Source organism: Micromonospora thermarum, from assembly GCF_012034245.1.
GTDB lineage: Bacteria > Actinomycetota > Actinomycetes > Mycobacteriales > Micromonosporaceae > Micromonospora > Micromonospora thermarum.
In genome coordinates, this window is sequence record NZ_JAATEO010000042.1 from 1 (window position 1) to 24,718 (window position 24,718).

The following is a 24,718-nucleotide window of genomic DNA, read 5'->3' on the forward strand; positions in this document are numbered from 1 at the left end:
ACATCCGCACGAGGTCGCGTCCGGCGAGCAGGATCCGCCCGGAGATCCGGCTCCGGCGGGGGTCGTGCAGGCCGAGGATCGCCAGGGACGTCACGCTCTTGCCCGAGCCGGACTCCCCCACGATCCCCAGCGTGCGCCCCTGCTCGACGGTGAACGACACGCCGTCGACCGCCCGGACCACGCCGTCGGTGGTGTCGAACCACACCCGCAGGTCCTCCACCTGGAGGTAGGGGCCCGGCCGGCGGCCGGCCGGCACGGTGCTGGTGGTCATCTGGTCTCCCCTCATCAGCTCAGCCGCACCCGTGGGTCGATGACCGCGTACAGCACGTCGACGACGATGTTGGCGATCACGATGAAGATGGCGGCCAGCAGCACGGTGGCCATGACCACCGGCAGGTTCAGGAACTGCACGGCCTCGACGGTGGCCTTGCCGAGACCCTGCAGGCCGAAGATGGTCTCGGTGATGAACGTGCCGCCCAGTGCGGTGCCGACGTCGAGGCCGGCGATGGTCACGATCGGGGTGATCGCGGCCCGCAGGGCGTGCCGGGTGTGGACCCGGCGCAGCGGCAGGCCCTTGGCGCGGGCCGTCCGGACGAAGTCCTCGGACAGGGTCTCCAGCATCTGCGCGCGGGACAGCCGCGCGTACAGCGCCGAGTTGAGGAAGCCCAGCGTCATCCAGGGCAGCAGGAGGCCCAGCGCCCACTTCGCCGGGTTCTCGGTCAGCGGCGTGTAGGTCGGGAAGGGCAGCAGGCCGGTCGCGTACACGAGGAGGTAGAGCAGGATGAGGCCGAAGAAGTAGACCTGCATGGACGCCCCGGCCAGGCTGACCCCGATGGCGAGGCGGTCGAAGACCGTGCCGCGGCGCAGCGCGGAGATCATGCCCAGCGTCACACCGAGCAGGATCCAGATCGCCGCCGCGCCGAAGACGATGCTGAAGGTGACCGGTGCGCGCTGGGTGACGATCTCGGTCACCGGCTGGTCGTTGCGGAACGAGTACCCCAGGCACGGGGCCGGGCACTCGCGTTCGAAGTCGCCCGAGCCGAAGGTACGTCCGACGAAGATCCCGCTGACGACGTTGGCGTACTGCTCCGGCAGCGGATCACGGATGCCCAGCCGCTCCTCCACCTGGGCGATGTCCTCGGCGGTGCAGTTCTTGCCGCACATCACCTTGGCCGGGCTGCTCGGCACCGCGAAGAAGAGCCCGAAGGTGACCAGGCTGATGACAATGAGGGTGACGACCGCGACGAGCAGCCGCCGGACGATGAAACGGAACATCCGTCGAACCTCTCGGGCTGTGGTGGGGAGCGGCCGAGGCCGCTCCCCACCCGGTGTCACTGCTTGACGTAGATGGTGTTGACCTGGATGGCGCCGAAGGCGTCGCTCAGGAAGGCGTTGCCGACCTTGGAGCCGTGCAGCACGTACGTGGCGTCGTAGTAGACCGGGATGACCGGCACGTGCTCACGCATGATCTTCTCGTCGAGCTTCATCCACTCGGCGTCCTGCTCGGCGGCGGGCAGCTTCCGCACCCGGTCGACCTCGGCGCTGATTCCCGGGTCGTTGAGGTAGGAGAGGTTGTTGTTCCCCTCCGGCCCGATCTCCCGGCCGTCGTAGAGCGGCGGGATGATGGTCGAGCCGGTCGGCCAGTCCGAGCCCCAGCCGCCCAGGTACAGGTCGTACGGGTTGTTCTTCCGGCCGATCTCGTCGTAGTAGCTCGACGACTCGATCGACTTCATCGTGATCTTGAAGCCCCGCTCGGTGAGGCTCTTCCGGATCGCCTCGGCCTGCTGGGTGCGCAGCTCGGTGTTGGCGTGTGCCAGCACCAGCTCCGGCGTCCGGCCGCCCAGCAGTTCCTTGGCCTTCTGTGCGTCGCCGGTGGGCGGCGTGCCGAACACGTCGTACTGCTTCCAGCCGGCCGTGGTTGGCGACATCAGCGTGGTGGCCGGCGTGCCGGCGGCCTGGCCACCGATCGCCTTGAGCGCCGCGTCCTTGTCCAACGCGTAGTTCAGCGCCTTGCGCACGTTGAGGTCGGAGACCCGCTGGGTGTTGATGTTGAGCACCCAGGTGTACTGCGTCGGGCCCTTGACCACCCGCTCCGCCACTGGGCCGGACGTGGTGCGGGGCAGCACCGCGGGCGGCACGTCGGTCCAGGTGAACGCGGTCTGGTCGGCGGGGGCGTCGGCGACGAGACGCTCGGCGATCTGCGCCGCCTCCAGGCCGAACGTGAACCGGAAGCCGTCCGGGTACGCGGTGCGCAGCGGGTCGCTGTTCGGGTCCCAGTTCGGGTTGCGCTCCAGCTCCAGCGCCACGTCCCGCTGGTACGACTTCACCTTGTACGGTCCCGAGGAGAAGGGCCGCAGGTCGTAGTTGGTCCTGGTGTCCTTGGCCGCGGGCACCGGCGCGGTGGTGGCCATCGCCGCGGCGTACGGCATGTCGCAGTGCGGCTCGGCGAAGGTGAACCGGATGGTCTTGTCGTCCGGGGTCTCGACCCCGTCCGGGGCCGGCTTTCCGCCGTCGTACGGTCCCTTGTAGGTGGCGTTGTACTCGCCACCCGGATAGAGCCACTGCTGGATGTAGTGGGGCCCCTCGTTGAGCTGCGGGGCGAAGGACCGCGCGACGCCGTACGCGACGTCCTTCGAGGTGACCGGCGAGCCGTCCTCGTACTTCAGCCCGTCGCGGAGGGTGAACTCCCAGACCTTGCAGTCCCCGTTGACGTCCTTGCCGGGATCCTTGGCCAGGTCGCCCACGAGGAGCATCTCGCCGGTGCCGTTCTCCTTGTAGCCGGTCAGCGACCGGTAGATCAGGCCGCCGGTCAACTGCTGGACGTTGACGTAGTTGCGGGCCGGGTCGAGGTGCTCGAAGTCGAACTCCCGCAGGACGGTGATGGTCCCGCCCTTCGTGGCGCCCTCGACGGCCGCCGCCGGACCCTGGTTGTCGGCCGCCTCGTACGAGATCGAACCGGTCTGGGTCTTCGCCTCCTCGTTACCGGTGCCGGTGCCACCGTCCTCGGTGGTCCGGGTGCAGCCGGTGGCGACCAGCGCCACGGACAGGACACCGATCGACAGTGTCCGGACTTTTCTACGCACGGTGCTTCTCCCTTCCCGCCCGGCCCGGGCCGTGCGAGGCCCGCCGTCCGCCGGGCGAACGGTTGGTGATCGGATTTCGGTTACCGGGTGGACCGGGGATCCAGGGCGTCCCGCAGCGCGTCACCGAAAAGGTTGAACGCCAGGACCAGAATGAAGATCGTCAATCCGGGAAAGAGCGTGTACCACGGGTCGCTCGCCACGTAGCCGATGCTGTTGTAGATCATGCGACCCAGATCCGGGGTGGGCTCGGTGACGCCGATGTTGACGAACGCCAGGGCCGCCTCGATGGCGATGAACTGCGGCACGTTCAGCGACAGGGTGACCAGGATCGGCGCCCAGATGTTCGGCAGGAACTGGCGCACCAGGAGGTGGCCGGTCCCGGCGCCGGCGGCCCGCGCGGCGTCGACGAACTCCCGCTCCCGCAGCGAGATGACCTGGCCACGGACGAGCCGCGCGGTGTACGTCCAACTGAACAGCCCGAACGTGGCCACGATGAGGGCGATCCGGAAGCTCGGCGGGGGCGCCTCCCGCTCGGTGAAGAACCGGTCCTCGACGATCGGGATGACCGCGAGGGCGAAGATGAGGAACGGAAACGCCAGGGTCACGTCGATGAACCAGTTGATGAGGCTGTCGAGCCAGCCCCGGGCATAGCCGGCGACAATGCCGACGGCCACTCCGATCAGCGACGCCAGCAACGCCGAGACGAAGGCGATGAACAATGACGTACGCAGACCGTAGAGCAGTTGCATGAGGATGTCCCGGCCGCTGCCCGGTTCGAGTCCGAGCAAATGGTCGGCGCTGATCCCGCCGGCGTAGCCGAGCGGCATCCCGAAATCGTTCAACCGGTCGACGAACTTGTCCGTCGGATCGATGCCGGTCAGCCACTTCAGCAGCGGGGCGGCCAGCGCCACGATCATGGCGACCACCAGGGTGACCGCGCTGAGCAACGCGGTCCGGTCCCGCCTCAGCCGGAGCCAGGCTAGCTGGCCGGGCGAGCGGCCGACGATGTCACGGCTCGCGGGGCCGACCGGTGTGTCGGCGGGCGAGTTCACCTCCGCCACCGGCTCGCTCGGCTCCCCCGCCAGGGAGAGGGACGGCGGGTGGGACATGTCGCTCATCGCGGGCCCCCTCGTCTGCGGAACTGCCATCTGCGCCGACGATAAGCGAATTCGAAAGGGTGGAAAGAATCGTTCAGATAACGACTGGATCGGTTGTCATGGGTCCACAACGGTTTGGCAACGGCACCGGCACCTTGCCGTAACGGGGCCATTCCGTTGTCATCCGTTCGGCCACACCTGGGTCAATGCGCAACGCGACGGCCACCGATCAGGTTGTCATCCGCGCATTTCATTTCCGTGTCGGTTCCCCGCCCACGGCCCGTCCCCGGGGCATCCCGTCCCGGTCCGGGTCGGTAGAGCTGTGGCCGGGCATCCATCTCGAGGACCTGTACGTACGACCGGAGGCGCGCGGCGGCGTGGGACGCAGGTTGCTCGCCCACCTCGCCGCGCTGGCCGTCCGGCGCGGCTGCGCCCGCCTGGAGTGGTGGGTGCTGCGCACGAACGATCCCGCCCTACGGTTCTACCGCCGGCTGCGGGCCCGTTCCCTCGACGAGATCGACGTGCTCCGCCTCGACGGAGACGCGCTCCGGACTCTCGCCGACGGCGCCTGAGCGGGCCGGAGCGGCGCCGGCCCCGTCCAGCCGACGAGGCCGGCCCACCACCGGCTGCGGGACGGTCCAGGTCGCGGCCCGGCGGGACGGCACGAGGCGGTCCCGGAGCCGGGCGGCGGCGTCACCGGCGGTCGCGGCGACCATCGGCAGCAGGCGAGTCGAGCTCATCAGCGCGACCTCCTCGGCCGGGCTGGTGGCGCCGTCGAGGAAGCGCAGCACCCGCTCGGCCGGGTTGCGGTCGAAGAGCCGGTCGAAGAAGTCGGGGCCGCCGACGCCGCCCCGGTCCAGCGCCCGCAGCGCGACCGCGTCCATCCACCGGTGGCGGCGGGGGTACGCGGGCGCCGGCACCGGCGGCCGGCCGGCGGCCAGCGCACGGGCGATCTGCTCGGCCTGGCGGTGCATGGCGGAGAACGTGAAGCCGGTCGACGGGCGGGCGGCGCCGCCGGCGGTGCCGAGGCGCACCACCCGGGGTGAGGGCCGGCGATCGAACGGGCCGTCGGTCATCGGGATCACCCCGTTCTCCACCTCCCGGACGGTCAGCCGGGCCGGGTCCAGCCCCAGCAGGTCCCGGTACGCGGCCAGCGCCGCGTCGTAGCCGGAGTCGGTGAGCAGACCGGGGGTGAACTCGGTGTACTCCACGAGCGCGTACCGGTCGCTGACCGGGAGCACGTACCCGAAGGAGACGCCCCGGGCCGGCTGCGGGGTGCGGAAGTCCATCAGCACCGCCCGTCCCGGGTCGAAGACCGGCCGGTCGGCCTCGACCCACCAGCCGCGGAAGTGCTGGAGCCAGTTGGTGCGTCCCGGCCGCCGGGGTGGGCGGGGCCGTGAATCGAGGACCCAGGACGCCCGGAGCGTCGCGCCGCCCGCGTGCACGGTGACGCGTTCGCCGTCGTCGTCGAGGGCCTCCGCCGGGGCGACGACGCGGACCGCGTCGAGGCGCCGCTCGGCGGCGGCAGCCCGGTCGTAGACCGGGCCCGAGCGGAGCATGGCGTACCGCAGAGGGGCGAGGTCGAGGACGCGGCGCCGCGCCGGCCTGGCGACCTCGACCTGCGACCAGCTCGCCGTGAGCAGCGGATCGAGGTCGTCGTCGGGCCGGCCCCAGAACGCCCAGGTGCGGTCCTGGCCGCGGCGGCGCACCGGGTCGACGACCGCGACCCGCAGGCCACGCACGCGTTGCCGGTCGAGGGCGGCGAGCACGAGCGACGCGGCACCCCCGCCGCCGACCAGGGCGAGGTCGACGTCGACGGGCGCGGAAGCGTGCACCGGTCCACGCTGCCACACCGGCTCCGGGGGCCGGCCGGCGGCCTTGGTCCACTCCGTGCCGGCGGCATCGCGCGATCCCGGCGCGTGGGCACCGCGATGCCGCCGGCATCGAGTCGATCATCCGGCGGCAGCGGCGGCTGGCCCGAACTGCTGGCGAGCCTCAAGACCCTGCTGGAGACGGGACGACCGCTACCCGAGCCGCAGCCCGCCCCGGCCGGCTGAGCGCGGGCGTTCCCGTCGATGCCGCCCGATTCCGGGCCATCGGCCCACCGGTGACCGCCCGACCCCGGGTGGCAATCGGCGGGAGCAAGCGACGCGCACGCCCCGTCCCGGCATATCCGCTGCTCCCTCCGCCTCCCGGGTGGACACGTGACGGCAACGGGGATTTCTCATTTTCACCGGATCGAGGGCCCAACCCTCCTAGTGTTGGGCACACCGGTGCTAGTCGCGGAGTTGGCCACCCGAACGACGTCCCACCCATCAGCGGACGAAAAGTGAGGGAAGACGCGTATGAAGGCGAAGACAGTCCTCGTGTCGGCGGCGGTCGGCGTCGGCCTCGGCACGCTCCTGCTGCCCGGCGCCGCGTGGGCGCAGACGATCGTGTCCCCGTCCACCACACCGGTGGGCGGAACGGTCGTCCTCACCGCCACCACGTGCAACCCGAAGTCCGGCGACGCGATCTTCCGCGTCACCGGCCCCAACCGTGACATCAACGTCCGCTCCACGACAGCGGCGGCCGGCGGTGGGCTCAGCGCGGAACTCTTCACCGCCGGCTTCACCCTCGGCACGTACACGGTGACCGCAACCTGCGGCGACGGAAGCGCCGCCGGCACCGCCACGTTCACCGTCACCCCGATCGGCGGCGCGCAGGCCGGGGGCGGCACGCCCGGCGACCCCACCGGCTCCGTCGCCGCGGGCGTGGCGCTCCTCGGCTCGGCCGCCGGCGGCGCGCTCATCCTGGCCCGCCGCCGTCGGCACGCGGTCACGGCCGCGACCGGCTGAGGTCACCGGCCCGTCCATCCCTGGGTACGGGTGCCCGCCCGGCGAGCCGCCGGCGCGGGCACCCGGGCGACGCGCGTACGGAGGTGGGACGTGTCCCGACGCCGGCCCGGCTGGGCGGTCCGGATGATCGCCGTGCTCGCCGCCGGCGGACTGGGCCTGCTGACCAGCGGACTTTCGACGTACCCGCCCCGCCCGGACGACGTACCGGCCGGCGCGCGCCCGGCGACCCGGCTGCCGCCCCTGTCCCGGGCCGAACCGGTCGAGGTCCGGATCCCGACAATCGGTGTGCGGGCGCGGCTCGTACCGGTCGGCGCCGACGCCCGCGGGGAACTCGAGGTGCCGCCGCTGGACCGGCCGCAGATCGCCGGGTGGTACCGGCACGGCGTCACGCCCGGCGAGACCGGCAACGCCGTGCTCGTCGGCCACGTGGACACCGCCGCCGGTCCGGCGGTCTTCTTCGACCTGGGGCGGCTCCGCCCCGGAGACACCGTCCGCGTCACCCGCGCCGACCGGAGCGTCGCCACCTTCGCCGTCGACGGCGTCGCCGCGTACCCGAAGGACCGCTTCCCCACCGCCCTCGTCTACGGCCCCAGTTCCGCCGCCGGCCTGCGTCTGGTCACCTGTGGCGGTCGTTTCGACCCCGACCGCCGCAGCTACGTCGACAACGTGATCGTCTCCGCCACCCGGGTGCCGTGATCCGCATCGGGCCCACTCCGCGTACCGTGACGCGGCGGAGGAAGGGCGACGCGGAGGTGTGACGCATGAGGCGCCGAGTGCGGGACCGGCTGGGCGCGCTCAATCTGATGGCCCTGGCGGCGTTCACCCTGTACCGGCTCTTCCGCCGCTCCGGCTGGCTCTGAGCCGACCTTCGCCCCGGCCGCCCGCGCGAGCGCCTCAGTCGTCGTCCTTCTTCTCCTCGTCCTTCTTCTCCTCGTCCTTTCTGCCTTCGTCCTTCTGGTCCTCGCCCTTCTGCTCGTCCTTCTCGGCCGGGGTGTTCTGGCCGGCCACGGAGAGCACGGATCCGCACGTCGTGCCGTCGAGCTGGAACTGGCCCGGCAGGGAGTTCACACCCCGGTAGGTCCCCTCCAGGGTCGCCGTACGGGACTCCTTCGCCGGCAGGTCACCGATCCGCGCCTGTACCGCGCGGCCCGCCTGCCGCCACGCGCCGGGCGAGCCCTGCAGGAGCCGCTGCTCACCGGGGAGCGCGAAGGTGAGCCGGCCGGCGCGGAACGGGACGGCTCCGGTGTTGGCGACGCTGACCGCCGCGGCGAACCGGCCGTCGACGGCCCGGCGGACGGTGTACCGGACGGTGCACTCCGGCGCGCGCTCCCCCATCGCCGCCACGGCTGCCGGCGGGGCAGCCAGCGTCCGGTCTGCCTGGCCGGTGTCTCGGGAGAACGGCGCCGCCACCACGACGCCGGCGGCCACCAGGACGGCGGCACCCGTCCCCGCGACGGCCGCCCGCCCGCCGGCCGGCAGGTGCCGCCACCGACGCAGGGGCGCGTCCAGGGGACGGCCCGCCCACCAGGCGGCAGCGGTGGCGACAAGGCCCGGCAGGTCCACGGCGGTCCGGGTCCGGGTGCCCGCACCACCGTCGCCGGCCTGGGGCAGCAGGAGGGTGGCGGGTGCCAGGCCCACCACGGAACCGAGGCCCTCCGCGATCTCGGCCGCCGAAGGGCGCCGGTCCGGCTCCTTGTCCAGACACCGCCGGCACAGGTCGCTCACCTCCGGCGGCAGGTCGGCGATCTCCGGTAGTGGCGTCGGTTCCTGGTAGCGGTGGGCGGTCAGCATCTGCGTGGTGGTGGCCGCCCGCCACGGCAGCCGGCCGGCGAGCGCGCGGTACAGCAGCAGGCCGAGGGCGTACACGTCGGTGGCGGGCCGTACGGCGCCGCGCTCCAACCGCTCCGGCGCCAGGTACGCCGGCGTGCCGTACAACCGGCCGCCAGCGTCGGACGCCCCCGACGTCGCCGAGATGCCGAAGTCGACCAGCCGCACCCCGGCGCCGGCGACCACCACGTTGCCGGGTGTGACGTCACGGTGGACCACACCCTGTTCGTGTGCCGCGGCGAGCGCGGCGGCGACCTGGGCGCAGATCAGCACGGCCACCCGCCACGGCAACGCGCCGCCGGTGAGCAGCTCCGCCAGGGACCGCCCCTCGACCACCTCCATCACCACGTACGGCAACGGCCGGCCGCCGCTGCCGGTCGCGTCGCCGTAGTCGTACACGGCCACGATGTTGGGATGGCGCAGCCGGGCGGCCGAGCGGGCCTCCGCGCGGATGCGGTCCAGCAGCTGCGGGTCGGCGGCCAGATCCGGCGAGAGCACCTTGACCGCGACGTCCCGCCCGAGCACCTCGTCGTGGGCCCGCCAGACCACCGACATGCCGCCCGCGCCCAGCCGCTCCCGCAGCCGGTACCGCCCGCCCAGCAGAGATCCGGTGTCCATAATCCCTAGCGATGCCCACCGGGCACCGGCGGAAAACACCGGCGGTCGTCAGCGCCGAACGGCCAACCGCAGCTCAGCCGGCGGACAGCGCCTGCGCGAGTTGTCGCGTCAGGGTGGCGAGAGTCTCGTAGCCGCTGGCGTCGATCTTGTTCTCGCTGCGGAGGTCGACCAGCGTCTCGGCGAACTCGCGCAGCTTCTCCCGCGCCTTGTCCTCGTCACCGGCGGCGAGCCGGTCCGAGACCTCCCGCAGCCGCCTGCCCAGCTCCTTGCCGGCATCGCGCCGCAGCTGCCGGTCCCGCTCCAGGCTGTCGACCGTCGCGCGCAGCCCGGCCAGGAGATCCGCGGGTCGCACCGCCGGCCGGGACGAGGGCGAGGGCGACGCCGACCGGCTCGGGGAGGGCGACACCTCCTCCGCCGGCACCTCCGTGGCCTCGACGGTGATCGTCTCCCCCGGCGTGGCGAAGGCACCGGCGGGGCCGGGCGCCGGATCCCCGCCGGAGCAGCTCACCGCGACCACGGCGACCGCGAGCACCACCCCGGCACCGCCCAGCGCGCCCCACATCAGGCGGCGGCCGTCGTCCGGAGCCCGGTGCCGGCTCCCGCTGGCCCGGGCGGGCGACGAGCCCGCCGGCGGGTCGGCCCACTCAGCGTCACGGGGATCGGGCGTGGCAGACACGCCGGCCATCATGCCATCCCCGCCCACCAGGGCAAACCTTCGAGGGGAGTCACGTTGGCCCGCCTGGGCGGAGGTACGACCGCCGGTTTCCGCGTCAGGCGGAGAAGGGCGGGGTACTGGTCGGCAGGACGCCGGGCCGGTCAGGTCCACACCCGACGGCCGGCCGCGGAGGAAGGAGAACCCGATGACCGCGAAGGAGCCTGCCGAGATCGCCCGGGCGGCGGTCGACAGTGGCGTGAAGAAGGCCCGGCTGCGCTGGGACCGGACGCTCGTCGGGTCGTTCCTCGCCGGGGCGTACATCGCCTTCGGCGCGCTGGTCGCCATCGTGGTGTCGGCCGGCCTGGACCCGGCGACGTGGGGCACGCTGCCGACGCTGTTCACCGGCGCGGCGTTCACCCTCGGCCTGGTGCTCGTCGTCATCGCCGGCTCCCACCTGGTCACCGGCAACATGCTGCTGGTGCCGATCGGTGCGATGGCCGGGCGGCTCTCCCTCGGCGACGTGGCCCGCAACCTCTCCCTCACCCTGCTGGGGAACCTGCTCGGCGCGCTGTTCGTCGCGTACTTCCTCGCCGTGTCCACCGGGGTGGTCGGCGACGTCGGCAGCGACGCGGGCGCGCCCGCCGGGATGGCGTACGAGCGGCTCGCCGGCATCGCCGAGGCCAAGGCGCTGCACGAGACGAACTGGCAGATCTTCCTGCGCGGCGTCGGCTGCAACTGGCTGGTCTGCCTCGGGGTGTGGCTGGCGCTGGCCGCGGACAACGTCTCCGGGAAGATCCTCGGCATCTTCTTCCCGATCATGGCGTTCGTGGCGATGGGCTTCGACCACGTGGTGGCGAACATGTTCTTCCTGCCCGCCGCGCTGTGGGCCGGCGTGCCGGGGATCGGCTGGCCGGACGTGCTCAACAACTGGCTCTTCGCGTTCCTCGGCAACCTGGTCGGTGCGGTGCTCTTCGTCGCCACCTCGTACTGGTACCTGTTCCTGAAGGACGACGAGCCGGCCGTACCCGCGCAGCGCTCCCGCGAGCACGCCTGATCCGGCACCCCTGGTCGGCCGTGCCTCCGTCGGCGCGGAAGGATGACCACCATGGCGAAGCGTGGAGAGCCGGACAGCCCGGGCGGGACCTGCCCGTGCGGCTCGGGCATGCCCTACGTCGAGTGCTGTGGCCGGCTGCACCGGGGTGAGGCCGACGCGCCGACCGCCGAGACGCTCATGCGCTCCCGCTACTCCGCGTTCGCGGTCGGCGACGCCGCGTACCTGCTGCGCAGCTGGCACTCCTCGACCCGCCCGGCCCGGTTGCGGCTGGACCCGGGCGAGCGCTGGACCGGCCTGGAGGTCGTCGACACCGAGCGGGGCGGCCTGTTCGACACGACGGGAACGGTGGAGTTCCGGGCGCACTACCGGGAGCGCGGCCGGGCGGGCACGCTGACCGAGCGCAGCCGCTTCGTACGGGAGGACGGGCGCTGGGTCTACCTGGACGGCGAGACGCTGTGATCGGCGAGCGCCGTGCGGCGTCGGGGTGTCCGGTGACGCCGTCGGGGCGTTAGGATGGGGCCGGCGTCGTCCTGCGCCACACCTCCCTCCCGGTGCTCACGCCACCGGCCTCGCGGAGGCAAAGGGGGCCCCAGCCCTCGGGACGCACCACGTGCCCCACTCCGGCGGGGTCGACGGGAGCGTGAGTCCCTGCGACCGTGCCGTTGACAGGGAGCATGTGATGACCAATCAGCGCGCCTTCAAGGCCCGGGTCCGCGCCCGGATGGGCAAGACCGGCGAGAGCTACACCACCGCCCGCCGGCACCTGCTGGCCCGGGTGCCCGTCGCCCCGGCCGAACCGGCGGCCGCCGTCGCACCCGGGACCGAACCTCCGGCCGTCGAGCAGCCTGCCGCATCGCCCGCCCCCGGCGCCGCTGCCAGCGGGCCGGCCGAGCCGCCGGCCACGTCGGTCGAGGAAGCGCCGGCCGCCCCAGCGCCGGCCGGTGGCGGCACCGCCGGGCAGGTGGCCCGGATCCCGGACGCGCTGCTGCGCGAGCGCACCGGGCGGGGCTGGGAGGAGTGGTTCGGCCTGCTCGACCAGTGGGGCGGGACCGCGCACGCCCACACCGAGATCGCCCGTTGGCTGGTGAGCGTCCACGAGGTGCCGGGCTGGTGGGCGCAGACGATCACCGTCGGGTACGAGCAGGCGCGCGGCCTGCGAGCCCCGGGCCAGCAGCGCGGCGGCGGGTACTCGGCCGGGGGCAGCCGCACGGTGGCGGTGCCGGTGGACCGCCTGTTCGCGGCGTTCGCCGACGAGACACTGCGTCGCCGGTGGCTGCCCGACGTCGACGTGCGGGTGCGTACCGCCACCGCGCCGAAGACGTTCCGCGCCGACTGGGCGGGCGGCCCCACCCGGATCGTGGTCGGGTTCGTGCCGGCGGGCGACACGAAGTCCCGGCTGGCGGTGCAGCACGAGAAGATCGACAGCGCGGAGCGGGCGGCGGAGCTCAAGGCGTACTGGCGGGAGCGGCTCGACGTGCTCAAGCGCCTCCTCGAGACGGACGGAGACGGGCGATGACCATGACCTTCGTCAACCTGCCGGTGGCCGACCTGGCCGCCGCCGCCGAGTTCTTCCGCACGCTCGGCTTCACGGCCGACGGCCCCGCCGGCGACAGCGTGCACCTCGCCTTCGACGACACCACGCACCTCGTCCTGCACACCCGGGCGGCCTTCGAGGCGTTCGCCGGAGGGGTCGCGGCCGATCCGGCCACCGGCCGGGAGGTGATCGTCGGGCTCGCGGTGGAGAGCCGGCAGCGCGTGGACGACCTGGTGGACCGGGCGGTGGCGGCCGGGGGTGAGCCGCTCGGCGGCGGCCAGGATCTGGGCGGCCTCTACATGCGCGGCTTCCGGGACCGGGACGGCCACCAGTGGTCGTTCCTGCACCTGGCCGGCTGACCGTGGAGGGCGGCGGCCCCGCGCGCGCACCGCGGGGCCGCCGGTCCCCGGCCGGCCGGCAGGCGGTCAGCCGGCCCGGACGGCGGGCGAGGCCCGCCGGGCCCGACCGGCCGCCACCGGCAGTGCCATGACGAGGTACGGCGCCGCGGCCACCGCGAACGCGACGCCGTTGCCGGCGGCGGTGGCGAGCAGCCCGTACGTGGCGTAGACGGCGATGATCGTCACGTCGGTCGCCATGCCGGCCAGCGACGTGACGGTCGCCCGGCTCGGGCCGGTGATCCGGGCCTGGAGCCGCGCGTCGGCGAGCACGGTCGCCAGTTGGAAGCCGCCGAAGGCGGCCCCGACCAGCACGAATCCGGCCGGCTGGCCGAGCAGCGCGCCCACGGCCAGGGCGACGGCCGACCCCGCGAGCAGGCCGGCGTACCCGCGGCGGCCGAGCCGCTCCCCCGGGGGCGAGCAGGCCACCGACCGCCACCCCGACCCAGGTGAGCAGGAGCAGCAGCGGCACGGCCGGCTCGGACACACCGGTGTCCCGGGCCAGCAGGGGGGTGTACTCGTCGAGCGCGCCCCACACCGCGGCGACCAGCAGCACCGCCTGCGCCAACGGGTGACCACACGGTTCGGGGCGGGATCCGTCGTGGATCCCGCCCCGAACACCGACCGGTCAGCGGCGGAACTTCTCGCTGTCCGCCGGCGGGATGACCATCGTCGCCTCGACGTCGTCGGCCGCCGGTTGCGCCGGCCGGGCCGTGACCGGGGTGGCGTCGGCGTCGCCGGCACGCGGCACCGGCACGGTCGGGTCGCTGTCGGTCGTCGCCCTCGGCACGACCTGGGTCGCGTCGGCACCGAGGTGGGCCTCGGTGTCCCGGCGTCCCGCCTGGTAGGCGCGGGCGTGCGTGGCGATGGCGTGGGACTCCTGCTCGACCCGGGTCAGCCACGACTCCCAGCGGCTCTGCATCGGACGGACCAGGCCGCCGCCGACCCCGACGACGAGAATGCCGCCGACGGTGGCGAGCACGGCCACGAGCACCGGGGTGGTGATCGCGGTGGCGACGCCGATCTGGTTCAGCGCGGCGATCACGCCGAGGCCGAGGATGAAGACGTACGCGATGGTGGCCAGGATCCGCCCGTACGACAGGCCGCCCAGGGCGCCGCCGACGATGTCGCGGACCGCGTTGGCGATCGCTGCCGCCACCACGACGATCACGATCGCCACGAACGCCCGCGGCAGCCACGCGATCACGCCGGCGATCAGGTCGGAGATCGGGTTCGGGCCCCAGATGCCGAAGGCGAGCTGGAGCGTCACCAGCAGGATCGCGTAGTAGACGAGCTTGGCCACGATGTCGCTCGCGTCGTAACGGGAGCGGGCGAGCGCGCGCCGGATGCCGCCGCGCTCGACGGCGCGGTCGAAGCCGACCCGCTCCAGCACCTTGTCGACGATCTTGAGGGCCGCCTTGGCGACCAGCCAGCCGACCACCAGGATGGCCACGAAGGCGAGCGCCTTGGGCAGGAAGAGCAGCACCGAGCGGAGGGCGTCCCCCGCCGCGTCACCGAAGTTATCTCTCATCGAATTCCTCCAGGGGCATGCGGTTCGTCCCCCGACCTACCCCTGGTGGCCACGCAAGAAACACGGCGTCAACGACGGCAGGCGTAACTGACCGCCGTCCGCGCCTGCGCCGGTGACGGCGCGGTGATGTTGACCGTCGCCGTCTCCGTGGTGCGACCGACCCCGGAGAACGACCACCGCAGCGTCAGGTCCACGGTGCGCTGGCCGCGGCCGACCCGTTCGGTGAGCACCGCGCCCGGCGCGCTGCCGGAGCGCAGCCACTGGTAGCGGATCTCGCCCGCCCGGCCGTTGGTCGACACCGTGGCGACCACGTCGACGGTGACGTCGCAGCGGTCACCGGCCGGCTCGGGAACCGCCACGGTCACCCCGTCGATCTCCAGTGGACGGAGCTGCTGCCACAGGTAGAGCCCGACGACCGCCACCAGCACCACGGTGAGCAGGGTGGACAGCACCGACGTCGCGCGCCGCCACAGCGGGCGGCGGCGCGGCGGCGGCGCGAGCGACGGCCAGGCCGGTGCGGACGGCGGCGCCGCGGGCACACCGGGGCCGAACCGCAGCTCACCGCCCGTCGGGGGTGGCGGTGTCCCCGGGGTACGCGCGCCGCCCTGGGCCACGGGCCGGCCGGTCGGTCCGCCGAAGACGGTCCCGGGCCCGGTGGCCGTGGCGCGTGGGGCCTCCCCCACCGGCCCGGTGGCGGTCGGCTCCCAATCCGTCGGGGCTGCGGTCGTCGGTTCCCACGCCGGCCCGGCGGTCGTGGACCCCCACGTCGGCGCGGCGGTTGTCGGTTCCCACGCCGGCGCGGCCTCGGCGAGATGGACGGTGCGCTCGTCGACCGGCTCCGGCGCGCGCAGGCGCACGGTCGCCTCGCCCTGGTGCACGGTCGGCTCGCCGTCGTACGCGGTCCACCCGCCGGCCCGCAGATCCGTCGTCGGCTCGGCGGACGGCCGGCGCGCGGAGGGCGGGGCGGCGGACAGGTGCACGGTCGGCTGCCCCTCCGGTCCCGGCGCCGGGGCGGGGACGAACCGGGTCGTGGCCGCGTCCGGCGCCATCCGTACGGTGGCCTCGTCGCCGCCCAGGCGCACGGTCGTGCCCGCCACGTCGAGGCGGGTGGTCGGCTCGTCCGGTGCGTGCGGACGGCCCAGGTGCACGGTCGCGCCGTCGTCGGGTGTCCACCCGCCCGGCGTCGTCCGGTCGTCCGGCTGGGTCACGGCAGCCCGCCTCCTGTCGGTGTGCCGGGCGTGGTCAGCCCGGGGTGCAGAACGAGTAGAGCATCACGTACACCGGGCCGCCCTCGGCCGAGGTGTTGCCGGCCCGGTCGGTCGCGACCACCCGGACCGGGATGCGCGTGCTGTTGCCCGGGCGGGGCAGGTCGCCGATCACGCCGGTGAACACGCCCCGGCCGGCGGAACTCATCGCGATGTCGGTGGTGCGGCCGTCCAGCGTGTACCGCAGGCGTACCCGCAGGTCCCCGGCGGCGGTGCGGTCGTCGGAGGCGGTGGCGGTGACGGTGCTCGCGGTGGGGCCGTACGGGCAGCCCTTCGGGTCGAGCTCGGTGGGGCTGGCACTGACCTTGCCGACCGTCGGGGCGGTCGTGTCCGGCGGGGGCGGCGGGCTGGTGGAGACGGTGGGTCGGGGTGCCGGCAGGGTGGTCGCCGGGGCGGTCGTCGCCGGGGCGCCCGGCTCACCCGGCGCGCCCGGGGTGCCGGTCCCACCGCCGCTCGGCGCCGCCGTCGTGGGCCCGGCGGTCGCCGTGGGGGTGGCCGTCGGATCGGGTGTCGCGGTCGGCGCCCCGGGCGCGACGCCGGGAGCCGTCGTGACGACGGTGCCGACGGTGGGCTTCGCGTCGGCTGTCGCGACCGGCGCCCAGTCCTCCCGGGCGGCGTAGCTCAGCCCGGCGCCGCCCAGCACGACGGCCGCCGCCACGACGCCGGCCACCAGGGCCGGGCGGGCACGACCGCCGCGCAGCCACCCCCACCGGCCGGTGCCCGAGCCCAGCGTCGTGGTCGCCACGCTGGTGGCGCCGCCGGTGCCGTCGCGGAACGGGAAGAGCGCGGCGAGCAGCGCGGCCCGGCGGGCCAGCTCCCGCAGGCCCCGCTCCTCCCACTCCGGCCCGTACGCGTCCGCCGCGACCTGTTCGAGCGCGGCGAGGAAGACCGCCGCCGGCTGGGGCCGGTCGTCCGGGCGTTTCGCCATGCCGTGCCGCAGCAGGTCGTGCACCGGCTCGGGGGCCGGGTCGGTCGGGATCGGCGCCTCCGCGTGCTGCCGGCGCAGCGTGAACAGGTCCCGCCCGTCGTACGGCGGCCGGCCGGTCAGGCACTCGTAGAAGGTGGCGGTCGCGGCGTAGATGTCGCAGGCCGGGCTGGCCGGCGCGCCGGTCCACTGCTCGGGCGCCATGTAGCGGGGTGTTCCGGAGACGGTCGCGCCGGAACCGGTGCCGGCCGGCAGGGCGATGCCGAAGTCGGCGAGCTTGCTGGCGCCCTCGGCGGTGACCAGCACGTTCTCCGGCTTGTAGTCCCGGTGCACCACGCCACGGGCGTGGGCCGCACCGAGGCCCGCCAGGGATCCCTTGAGGACGACCAGGGCCGCCTCCGGGGTGGTGGCGCCGTTGGCGCGCAGCATCTGGCGCAACGAGACACCGTTGACCAGTTCCATGACGATGGCCGCACCGGCGGGCGACTCGACGTACTCGTAGAGGCGCGACACGTGCGGGTTGTCGATCTCGGCCAGCACGCGGGCCTCGGTGCGGAACGCGTCCCGGAACGACGGCGCGTCGCCGACGGCGCCGGTCAGATACTTGATAGCCACCGGCGTGCCGGTCGCGTCGTGGACGGCGAGGTCGACCCGCCCGGACGCGCCCGCGCCGAGCTGCCGCACGGGCGTGTAACCGGACACCTGCCAGCCGGTCACCACCGCACCTCCCCGGGCCCGACGGGACGGGCCGGCCGGCCGCCCCGCTGGTCATTGTGGTCCGGCCGGAACCCCGGGCCATCGGCGCAACGGCTCCTTACCGGCACCGGACGTCGGTCCGGGCCGGGACCCGGAACCGGGGCGGCATTCACATGGTCGGTTACGGACACGGCCCACTTGTAGCAGGGACGGGCAAGCCGGTGGCCCGGCGAACGCACCGGCTGCAGCGTGGGTCCAGGCCGTGACGAGCAGCGCAGATCCGCGGCCGACGACCGTGCGGACGACGACGCCGCCGGACAATTGTCAGGTTGCCGACGACGGCAGCATCGTCGTCGGCGCGGCGGCGCGGCGCTGGTTGACGCGGGCAGCTACGACGACCGTTGCGGGCTGCCGCGCCGGTGGCCGTCGCCAGTCAGGCGCCCGGCTTCGACGGGTGCCGCGGTCACGTCGGCCGGCGGCCCCGGCTCGGCCTCCGCACCGGTACGTCCGAGCTTGTCGAAGAAGCGCAGCAACTCCACCGGGAACGGCATCACCAGGGTGCTGTTCTTCTCCGCCGCCACGTCCACCACGGTCTGCAACAGCCGCAACTGGAACGCCCCAGGGGTCCGGGCCATCGCCCGGGAAGCGTCGGCGAGCCGGCGGGACGCCTGGTACTCGCCGTCCGCGGCGATCACCCTGGCCCGCCGCTCCCGTTCCGCCTCGGCCTGGCGGGACATCGAGCGCTTCATCCCCTCGGGCAGGGCGACGTCCTTGACCTCCACCCGTTCGATCAGCAGCCCCCACGGTTTCTCCGTCGGCGCGTCGATGACCGCCTTCAGCTCGGCGTTGATCTTGTCCCGGTTGCTGAGCAGGGTGTCCAGGTCGGCCTTCCCGATGACCGATCGCAGCGCGGTCTGCGCCACCTGGCGTACGGCCGAGGGGTAGTCGTGCACGTTGACGAGGGCCTTCACCGGGTCGACGACCCGGTAGTAGACCACGGCGTCGACGGTGAGTGTCACGTTGTCGCGGGTGATGGCACCCTGCGCCGGTACGCCCATCACGACGGTCTGCATGCTCACCCGGACCATCCGGTCGGCGATCGGGATGATGAACCGCAGTCCGGGCTCGCGGACCGGCGACACCACCCGGCCGAACCGGAACACGACGCCGCGCTGGTACTGCTGGACCAGCCGGATGCTCAGCACGCCGACGAGAGCCAGCACGGCAAGCACGATCACCACGCCGACGACGGTGGCTCCCATGGCACCCCCGATCCGGTACGACTTCCCGGCGGCCCTTTCCCGCTGCGGCGGCGGTTAGTCCTCCGGAATCCGGAGCGGGACGCCGGGGTCGTCAGGGACGGGCGTCGAGCAGCCGGTCCAGGTTCACGGCGGTGCTGATCAGCGACAGATGGCTGAAGGCCTGCGGGAAGTTGCCCGCCTGCGCACCGCTGGGGGCGATCTCCTCCGCGTACAGGCCGAGCGGGTTGGCGTACGTGAGCATCTTCTCGAAGGTCAACCGGGCGTCGTCGAGCCGGCCGGATTCGGCGAGGGCCTGCACGTACCAGAACGTGCACATCGTGAAGGTGGCCTCGTCGCCGGCCAGACCGTCCGGTGACGCGTCGGGGTTGTAGCGGTAGACGAGACTGTCGGAGACGAGTTCGGCGTCCATGGCCCGCAGGGTCGACTGCCACATCGGGTCGGTCGGCGTCACGAAGCCGACCGACGGCATGGCCAGCAGAGCGGCATCCAGGACGTCGCACGCGTAGTGCTGCACGAAGGCACCGCGGCCGGGGTGGAAACCCCGGGTCATGATCTGGTCGTAGACGGCGTTGCGGGAGGTGGCCCACCGGTCCGTGTGGGCGGGCCGGCCGTGGCGGTCCGCGAGGCGGATGGCCCGGTCGAGCGCCACCCACGTCATCAGCCGCCCGTACGTGTAGTCCTGGGGGCCGGCACGGCTCTCCCAGATCCCGTCCTCCGGTTGGTCCCAGTTCTCGCAGAGCCAGTCCACCATGCGAACGATGCGCCCCCACGATTGGTGGGAGCTCTTCAAACCATGGCCGTCCGCCAGATGGATGGAATTGAGAGCCTCGCCGTAGATGTCCAGTTGCAACTGCCGTGCCGCACCGTTGCCGACCCGCACCGGTCCGGACCCGAGGTACCCCTCCAGGTGGCCCAGCACCTCCTCGGTGAGTTCGGGCGAGCCGTCGACGCGGTACATGATCTGGAGCGGCACCCCGTCCCGTTCCGCGTCCTCGACCCGATCGCCCAGCCACCCGAGAAAGCGGGCGGCCTCGTCGGTGAAGCCGAGACCCAGCAACGCGTGCACGGAGAACGACGCGTCGCGGATCCAGGTGTAGCGGTAGTCCCAGTTGCGTTCGCCGCCGACCTGCTCCGGCAGCCCGGCGGTGGGCGCGGCGATCAGGGCTCCGGTCGGGGCGTACGTCATGAGCTTGAGCGTCATCGCCGACCGCTCCACCATCTCCCGCCAACGCCCGGTGTACCGCGAGCGGTCGAGCCAGCGACGCCAGTAGTCGCGCGTCTCCTCCAGCATCTCCCGCACCTCGTGCGGACTGTAGGCGCGGGGCGGATCCGGCGAAGCGGTCTCCAGGACCACGCCTCCGGCCTCGCCCTCATGGAGCGTGGCGATCACACAGAGGCCCTCTTCGGTGCGCCGGCGTTCATGCTCTTCGGACAGGCGCTCGGCGTACCGGACCCTGCTCAGGGTGAGCGACTGCGTCGGACTGCGCAGGACGGTGCCGTCGGGGTACGCCTCCACTTCGTACGGATCGCGGCCGTAGTTGAAACGGGGCCGGCAGTCGACGCGGAACCGCATGCTGCCCCGGACCACCCGCAGCATCCGGACCAGGCGGTGACGATCGGTGGGCCGGTCTCCCGCCACCGGCATGAAGTCGACCAACTCGCCCACGCCGTCAGCGCTGAGGAACCGGGTGATCAGGATCGGAGTGCCCGGCAGGTACAGCTGCTTGCTCGTGTAGTCGACGCCGTCGGGCGAGACCTGGAAGTAGCCGCCGCGATGCCGGTCGAGCAGGCCGCCGAAGATGCTCGGCGAGTCGAAGCGCGGCGCGCAGAACCAGTCCAGGGTGCCGTTGACGCTCACCAGCGCCGCGGTCTGCAGGTCCCCGATCAGCCCGTGCGCCTCCACCGCAGGGTACGAGTCCACCACGCCTCCCCGTGTTCTCGCGACCCCGGACTACCCCGGCTCGGGCCGCACACACCTCGCGACCGGCCGGCCGCCGTGCTCCCGTCCCCCCGTCGCGCGGGAGCCAGCGGCCGGACATTGGATCTCGCTCTCCCCCCGCCGCCCGTCCCTACGATGTGTGGTCGACCGCACCGAGGGGAGACGTCGGATGCCGGAGCCGTTCACCGACCTGTCCACGCCGTTGGTGGCCGACGCGTGCGTACGGCTGGGCGTGCCGCTGCGGGCCGCGCCCGCCGGGATCCGGCCGGTCGTCGCCGGCCAGCGCCTCGCGGGGCGGGTGCTGCCGGTCCGCCACCACGGGAGCGTCGACGTCTTCCTGGAGGCGTACACCCGGGCGGCGCCCGGTGACGTGCTGGTGATCGACAACGCCGGGCGGACGGACGAGGCCTGTGTGGGCGACCTGGCGGTGCTGGAGGCCGCGGCGGCCGGGGTCGCCGGGCTGGTGGTGTGGGGCCTGCACCGCGACACCCCCGAACTGGTGGAGATCGGCGTGCCGGTCTTCAGCTACGGCGCCCTGCCGCTGGGCCCGATGCGGCTCGACGACCGGACCCCCGAGACGCTGACCAGCGCCCGGGTGGGCCCGCACGTGGTCGACACCGCGGATCTGGTGCTGGCGGACGACGACGGGGTGCTGTTCGTCCCGGCCGACCGGGCGGACGACGTGTCCGCGACGGCGGAGCGGATCCGCCGCACCGAGCGCGTCCAGGCACAGCGCATCCGGGCCGGCGAGACGCTGCGGGAGCAGACCGCCTTCGCGGAGTACCTGGCCCGCCGCGACGCCGACCCGGCGTACACGTTCCGGGCGCACCTCCGCCGCGTCGGCGGGGCGATCGAGGAGTGACGGATCCGCAGGTACGGCGGCACGTGAGGGTGGTCATAACGGCTGGACGGGGCACCGTCACGCGCTGCTAGTCTCGGCCCCAGGTCATGAGCGCCAGCGCGAAGCCCCGGCTTGCTGGCCGGCAACCCTCGTCCACGTAGGGGTGCCCCGGGTGAAGACCGGGCACCGGAGCAGGCTCCGGTGCAAGCGTGGCCTGGCACCCCAGGTCAGCACCGACCTGGAGGAGAGCCATGCCCGTCCGTATCGTCGCCCCGCCGCCGGCCCTGACCCGGCGCCGTCATGTCGACATGATGCGGGTCTGCAGCGCCGCGTGTAGCTGAGCGCCCCACTCCCTCGCACCGAACCTTCCCAGCGGTCCGCCCAACGGCGCACCGCCGGCGGCGCACGCCCGTGCCCGCCCGGACAACCCTCTCGGAGACACCTGTGCGATTCCTACCTGCCCTGACCCGGGCCGCCGCCCTCACCGTCGCCGCCGTAATCGGCGCCGCCACCCTCACCGCCTGCGGCGGTGACGACGCCGCCGGCGCGGCGGACAACCCCTACGACCTGCTCCAGCCCGGCGTGCTGCGGGCCGGCACGCTCACCGACGCGCCGCCGAACGTCTACCTGAAGGACGGGAAGTTCACCGGCTTCGACAACGACCTGCTGGTCGCGGCGGCCGCGAAGATCGGCCTGAAGGTGGAGTTCGTCGGCACCGACTTCTCGGCGCTGCTCTCCCAGGTCGCCAACCGCAAATTCGATGTCGGAAGCTCGTCGATCACCATCACCGAGGCGCGGAAGAAGACCGTCGACTTCGGCAACGGCTACGACTTCGGCTACTTCGGACTCGACGTGCCGGCCGGCTCCCCCATCACCGGCTTCGACCAGCTCAAGGGCAAGCGGGTGGTGGTCGTCCAGGGCACCGTACAGGACGACTACGCCACCCGGGAGGGCCTCGACCCGGTGCGGGTGCCGGACTACAACGGCGCGATCAACCAGCTCAAGGCGGGCACCGCCGACGCGTGGATCGCCCCGGCGGAGATCGGCGACACGTCGGCCGCGGAGAGCAACGGCAAGATCAAGGTGGCGGCCAAGGAACTCAGCCCGGCCCCGACCGCGTACGCGTTCGCCAAGGACAACGACAAGCTGCGCGAGGCCCTGGACAAGGCGCTCGACGAGGTGATCGCCGACGGCACCTGGAGCCGGCTACAGGCCCAGTACTACCCGGGTCGGCCGGTCCCCGCCGACTTCAAGCCGGGCAGCGGCACGGTCGCGGTCCCGGCCGCGCCGACCGCGTCGGCGTCGGCCACCTCCTGACGGCGTACGGATGACGAGCGAGCGGGGCGGTAGGAGAGGCGACTGATGGATCCGTTGAGCACCCTGTGGGAGACCTTCTTCGACTGGGACTCCATGCGCGAGGCGCTGCCCGAGATGCTGACCGTCGGGCTGCCCAACACGCTGATCCTGGCGGTCTCCGCCGCCCTGCTCGGCTCGGTGCTGGGCATGCTGCTGGCGGTCGCCGGCATCTCGCGTACGCGATGGTTGCGCTGGCCGGCCCGCGTCTACACCGACGTCTTCCGCGGCCTGCCGGCGGCGGCGACGATCCTCCTGATCGGCGTCGGCCTGGCGCCACTGGGGATGGAGGTGTGGGGCCCGAACCCGTACCCGCTCGGCATCCTGGCGCTGTCGCTGATCGCGGCGGCGTACATCGGGGAGATCTTCCGCTCCGGCATCCAGTCGGTGGAGGCCGCCCAGGTGGAGGCCGCCCGGGCCCTGGGCTTCTCGTGGGGCGAGGCGATGCGGGTGGTCATCATCCCGCAGGGGGTGCGCCGCGTGCTGCCCGCGTGGGTCAACCAGCTCATCGCGCTGATCAAGGACTCCAGCCTGGTGTACTTCCTCGGCCTGCTGGCCAGCCAGCGGGAGCTGTTCCGGATCGGCCAGGACTACGCGGCGAACACCGGCAACCAGTCGGCGCTGCTGCTGGCCGGCCTGTTCTACCTGGCGCTGACCGTGCCACTGACCCATGCGGTCAACTGGATCGACCGGCGGCTGCGGCACGGACGTCCCGCCGGCGCACCCGGCGACGAGGACGACGACCTGACGCTCGCCGGCGCGGTGGAGGGGAGTCCACGATGAACACGTCGGTCAGTGTGAGCCTCCGCGACGTGCACCTCGCGTTCGGCGCGAACCGCGTGCTGCGCGGCGTCGACCTGGACGTGCCGCGCGGGGCGACCGCCTGCGTGATCGGCCCGTCGGGCTCCGGCAAGTCCACCCTGTTGCGGACGATCAACCGGCTGATCGAGCCGGACCGCGGCGACGTGCTCCTCGACGGCCGCAGCGTACTGGGCGACGACCCGGACCGACTGCGGCAGCGGGTCGGCATGGTGTTCCAGCAGTTCAACCTGTTCCCGCACATGAGCGTGCTGCGCAACGTCACCCTCGCGCTCCGGCGGATCCGAAAGCTGCCCGAGGACGAGGCCGTCGCGGTGGCCCGGCACGAGCTGGACCGGGTGGGGCTCGCCGCCAAGGCGGACGCGCGGCCGGCACAGCTCTCCGGCGGGCAGCAGCAACGGGTCGCCATCGCCCGCGCGCTCGCGTTGCAGCCGCAGGTGATGCTCTTCGACGAGGCGACCTCGGCGCTGGACCCCGAGCTGGTCAAGGGTGTCCTGTCGCTGATGGCGGAGCTGTCCGCGGGGGGCATGACGATGGTGGTGGTCACCCACGAGATGGGCTTCGCCCGCGAGGTGGCCGACACGGTCGCCTTCATGGACCGGGGCGTGGTGCTGGAGGCGGGCGCGCCAGCCGCCGTCTTCGAGGCGGCCGAGCACCCCCGGCTCCGCCAGTTCCTCTCTCAGGTGCTCTAGCCTTCGGTGCCCGAGCACGGGCCGTCGTGGTCATTGCGACGCCGGCAGCGGCGGGCGCCGTCGAGCCGGGCGTCACACCACACCCGGGTACGGAGGAACTGGCGATTCTCCTCGCTGAGGGTGATCTCCCCGAAGTCGACGGCGGTGACGTGCCAGCACCCGCCCCGGGCCATGCACTGAGCCTCGGCGAGGAGCTGACCAGGAACTACAGCGTCCGAGGGGCCGCTCCGACGCAGGAATGAGGCATCTGCGTACCCAACCGGTCGACGGAGTGTCACTAAAGTGGCGGGTGGAC

At 73.2% G+C, this 24,718-nt stretch carries 24 protein-coding genes, 2 pseudogenes and 1 riboswitch; of the genes and pseudogenes, 12 read left to right on the top strand and 14 right to left on the bottom strand.

Translation table 11 applies throughout. The annotated features are described in order from the left end of the window. The 4 genes from HCJ94_RS26400 to HCJ94_RS26415 form a co-directional block, all read right to left on the bottom strand. Positions 1–271 (bottom strand): ATP-binding cassette domain-containing protein (locus HCJ94_RS26400; protein WP_168003749.1); only part of this gene is annotated, 271 nt, incomplete at its 3' end. 14 nt (positions 272–285) lie between these two features. Next, positions 286–1,275 carry an ABC transporter permease gene (locus tag HCJ94_RS26405; protein ID WP_168003750.1) on the bottom strand — a complete coding sequence of 330 codons (990 nt, stop codon included), beginning with the start codon at positions 1,273–1,275 and terminating at the stop codon, positions 286–288. Positions 1,276–1,331: 56 nt separating this feature from the next. Then, positions 1,332–3,083, bottom strand: a complete 1,752-nt coding sequence (locus HCJ94_RS26410) for an ABC transporter substrate-binding protein (RefSeq protein ID WP_168003751.1) — start codon at positions 3,081–3,083, stop codon at positions 1,332–1,334. A gap of 80 nt (positions 3,084–3,163) precedes the next feature. Continuing rightward, positions 3,164–4,201, bottom strand: a complete 1,038-nt coding sequence (locus HCJ94_RS26415; protein ID WP_240944542.1) for an ABC transporter permease — start codon at positions 4,199–4,201, stop codon at positions 3,164–3,166. A 185-nt stretch (positions 4,202–4,386) separates the two neighbouring features. On the opposite strand from HCJ94_RS26415, the gene HCJ94_RS26420 reads away from it, so the two are divergent. After that, the gene (locus HCJ94_RS26420) at positions 4,387–4,752 is read left to right on the top strand and encodes a GNAT family N-acetyltransferase (protein WP_168003752.1); all 366 of its coding nucleotides are present in this window, start codon (positions 4,387–4,389) and stop codon (positions 4,750–4,752) included. Positions 4,753–4,782: 30 nt separating this feature from the next. Here the strand turns inward: HCJ94_RS26420 and HCJ94_RS26425 are convergent. Then, a pseudogene (locus HCJ94_RS26425) lies at positions 4,783–6,015 on the bottom strand (lycopene cyclase family protein); the annotation flags it as partial. Between the two features lie 84 nt (positions 6,016–6,099). On the opposite strand from HCJ94_RS26425, the gene HCJ94_RS26430 reads away from it, so the two are divergent. The 3 genes from HCJ94_RS26430 to HCJ94_RS26440 all read left to right on the top strand — a co-directional run bounded on the left by HCJ94_RS26430 (position 6,100) and on the right by HCJ94_RS26440 (position 7,713). After that, complete coding sequence (locus HCJ94_RS26430; protein ID WP_205801963.1) at positions 6,100–6,237, top strand: hypothetical protein; 138 nt, start codon at positions 6,100–6,102, stop codon at positions 6,235–6,237. Positions 6,238–6,525: 288 nt separating this feature from the next. After that, a complete protein-coding gene (locus HCJ94_RS26435; RefSeq protein ID WP_168003754.1) occupies positions 6,526–7,017 on the top strand; it encodes a hypothetical protein in 492 nt (163 codons plus the stop codon). Positions 7,018–7,140: 123 nt separating this feature from the next. Beyond that, positions 7,141–7,713, top strand: coding sequence for a class F sortase (locus HCJ94_RS26440; protein ID WP_168003787.1), 573 nt, complete (start codon positions 7,141–7,143; stop codon positions 7,711–7,713). 198 nt (positions 7,714–7,911) lie between these two features. Here the strand turns inward: HCJ94_RS26440 and HCJ94_RS26445 are convergent, their stop codons facing one another. After that, positions 7,912–9,462 carry a serine/threonine-protein kinase gene (locus HCJ94_RS26445; protein ID WP_168003755.1) on the bottom strand — a complete coding sequence of 517 codons (1,551 nt, stop codon included), beginning with the start codon at positions 9,460–9,462 and terminating at the stop codon, positions 7,912–7,914. A gap of 73 nt (positions 9,463–9,535) precedes the next feature. Beyond that, a complete protein-coding gene (locus tag HCJ94_RS26450) occupies positions 9,536–10,138 on the bottom strand; it encodes an FIMAH domain-containing protein (RefSeq protein WP_168003756.1) in 603 nt (200 codons plus the stop codon). A 184-nt stretch (positions 10,139–10,322) separates the two neighbouring features. Here HCJ94_RS26450 and HCJ94_RS26455 point away from each other — a divergent pair, with 184 nt between their 5' ends. From HCJ94_RS26455 to HCJ94_RS26470, 4 genes are all read left to right on the top strand, one after another. Continuing rightward, the gene (locus HCJ94_RS26455) at positions 10,323–11,171 is read left to right on the top strand and encodes a formate/nitrite transporter family protein (protein ID WP_168003757.1); all 849 of its coding nucleotides are present in this window, start codon (positions 10,323–10,325) and stop codon (positions 11,169–11,171) included. Positions 11,172–11,222: 51 nt separating this feature from the next. Beyond that, entirely contained in the window at positions 11,223–11,630 is a 408-nt protein-coding gene (locus HCJ94_RS26460; RefSeq protein ID WP_168003758.1) for a YchJ family protein, read from the top strand. A gap of 220 nt (positions 11,631–11,850) precedes the next feature. Further along, on the top strand, positions 11,851–12,687 hold the full coding sequence (locus HCJ94_RS26465; RefSeq protein ID WP_168003759.1) for a hypothetical protein: 837 nt from the start codon (positions 11,851–11,853) through the stop codon (positions 12,685–12,687). Continuing rightward, on the top strand, positions 12,684–13,064 hold the full coding sequence (locus tag HCJ94_RS26470) for a VOC family protein (protein WP_168003760.1): 381 nt from the start codon (positions 12,684–12,686) through the stop codon (positions 13,062–13,064). Before HCJ94_RS26465 ends, HCJ94_RS26470 begins: the two co-directional genes overlap by 4 nt. A 66-nt stretch (positions 13,065–13,130) precedes the next feature. Here the strand turns inward: HCJ94_RS26470 and HCJ94_RS26475 are convergent. From HCJ94_RS26475 to HCJ94_RS26500, 6 genes and pseudogenes are all read right to left on the bottom strand, one after another. Beyond that, positions 13,131–13,725 (bottom strand): annotated as a pseudogene (locus HCJ94_RS26475) (MFS transporter); the annotation flags it as partial. 3 nt (positions 13,726–13,728) lie between these two features. Next, positions 13,729–14,631 carry a mechanosensitive ion channel family protein gene (locus HCJ94_RS26480; protein WP_168003761.1) on the bottom strand — a complete coding sequence of 301 codons (903 nt, stop codon included), beginning with the start codon at positions 14,629–14,631 and terminating at the stop codon, positions 13,729–13,731. A gap of 68 nt (positions 14,632–14,699) precedes the next feature. Further along, a complete protein-coding gene (locus tag HCJ94_RS29725) occupies positions 14,700–15,839 on the bottom strand; it encodes a hypothetical protein (protein WP_205801964.1) in 1,140 nt (379 codons plus the stop codon). A gap of 34 nt (positions 15,840–15,873) precedes the next feature. Further along, the gene (locus tag HCJ94_RS26490) at positions 15,874–17,538 is read right to left on the bottom strand and encodes a serine/threonine-protein kinase (protein ID WP_168003762.1); all 1,665 of its coding nucleotides are present in this window, start codon (positions 17,536–17,538) and stop codon (positions 15,874–15,876) included. Between the two features lie 368 nt (positions 17,539–17,906). Further along, positions 17,907–18,779, bottom strand: coding sequence for a slipin family protein (locus tag HCJ94_RS26495; RefSeq protein ID WP_168003763.1), 873 nt, complete (start codon positions 18,777–18,779; stop codon positions 17,907–17,909). A 91-nt stretch (positions 18,780–18,870) separates the two neighbouring features. After that, positions 18,871–20,700, bottom strand: a complete 1,830-nt coding sequence (locus HCJ94_RS26500; RefSeq protein ID WP_168003764.1) for a glycoside hydrolase family 15 protein — start codon at positions 20,698–20,700, stop codon at positions 18,871–18,873. Positions 20,701–20,887: 187 nt separating this feature from the next. On the opposite strand from HCJ94_RS26500, the gene HCJ94_RS26505 reads away from it, so the two are divergent. From HCJ94_RS26505 to HCJ94_RS26520, 4 genes are all read left to right on the top strand, one after another. After that, a complete protein-coding gene (locus HCJ94_RS26505) occupies positions 20,888–21,580 on the top strand; it encodes an RraA family protein (protein ID WP_168003765.1) in 693 nt (230 codons plus the stop codon). Positions 21,581–21,662: 82 nt separating this feature from the next. Further along, a riboswitch (SAM riboswitch) is annotated at positions 21,663–21,775 on the top strand. A gap of 228 nt (positions 21,776–22,003) precedes the next feature. After that, entirely contained in the window at positions 22,004–22,876 is an 873-nt protein-coding gene (locus tag HCJ94_RS26510) for an ABC transporter substrate-binding protein (protein ID WP_168003766.1), read from the top strand. Between the two features lie 45 nt (positions 22,877–22,921). Then, on the top strand, positions 22,922–23,695 hold the full coding sequence (locus tag HCJ94_RS26515) for an amino acid ABC transporter permease (protein ID WP_168003767.1): 774 nt from the start codon (positions 22,922–22,924) through the stop codon (positions 23,693–23,695). Then, positions 23,692–24,423 carry an amino acid ABC transporter ATP-binding protein gene (locus HCJ94_RS26520; protein ID WP_168003768.1) on the top strand — a complete coding sequence of 244 codons (732 nt, stop codon included), beginning with the start codon at positions 23,692–23,694 and terminating at the stop codon, positions 24,421–24,423. Before HCJ94_RS26515 ends, HCJ94_RS26520 begins: the two co-directional genes overlap by 4 nt. Here the strand turns inward: HCJ94_RS26520 and HCJ94_RS26525 are convergent. Then, positions 24,420–24,596, bottom strand: a complete 177-nt coding sequence (locus HCJ94_RS26525; protein WP_168003748.1) for a hypothetical protein — start codon at positions 24,594–24,596, stop codon at positions 24,420–24,422. The genes HCJ94_RS26520 and HCJ94_RS26525 overlap by 4 nt on opposite strands. Between the last annotated feature and the right edge of the window lie 122 nt (positions 24,597–24,718).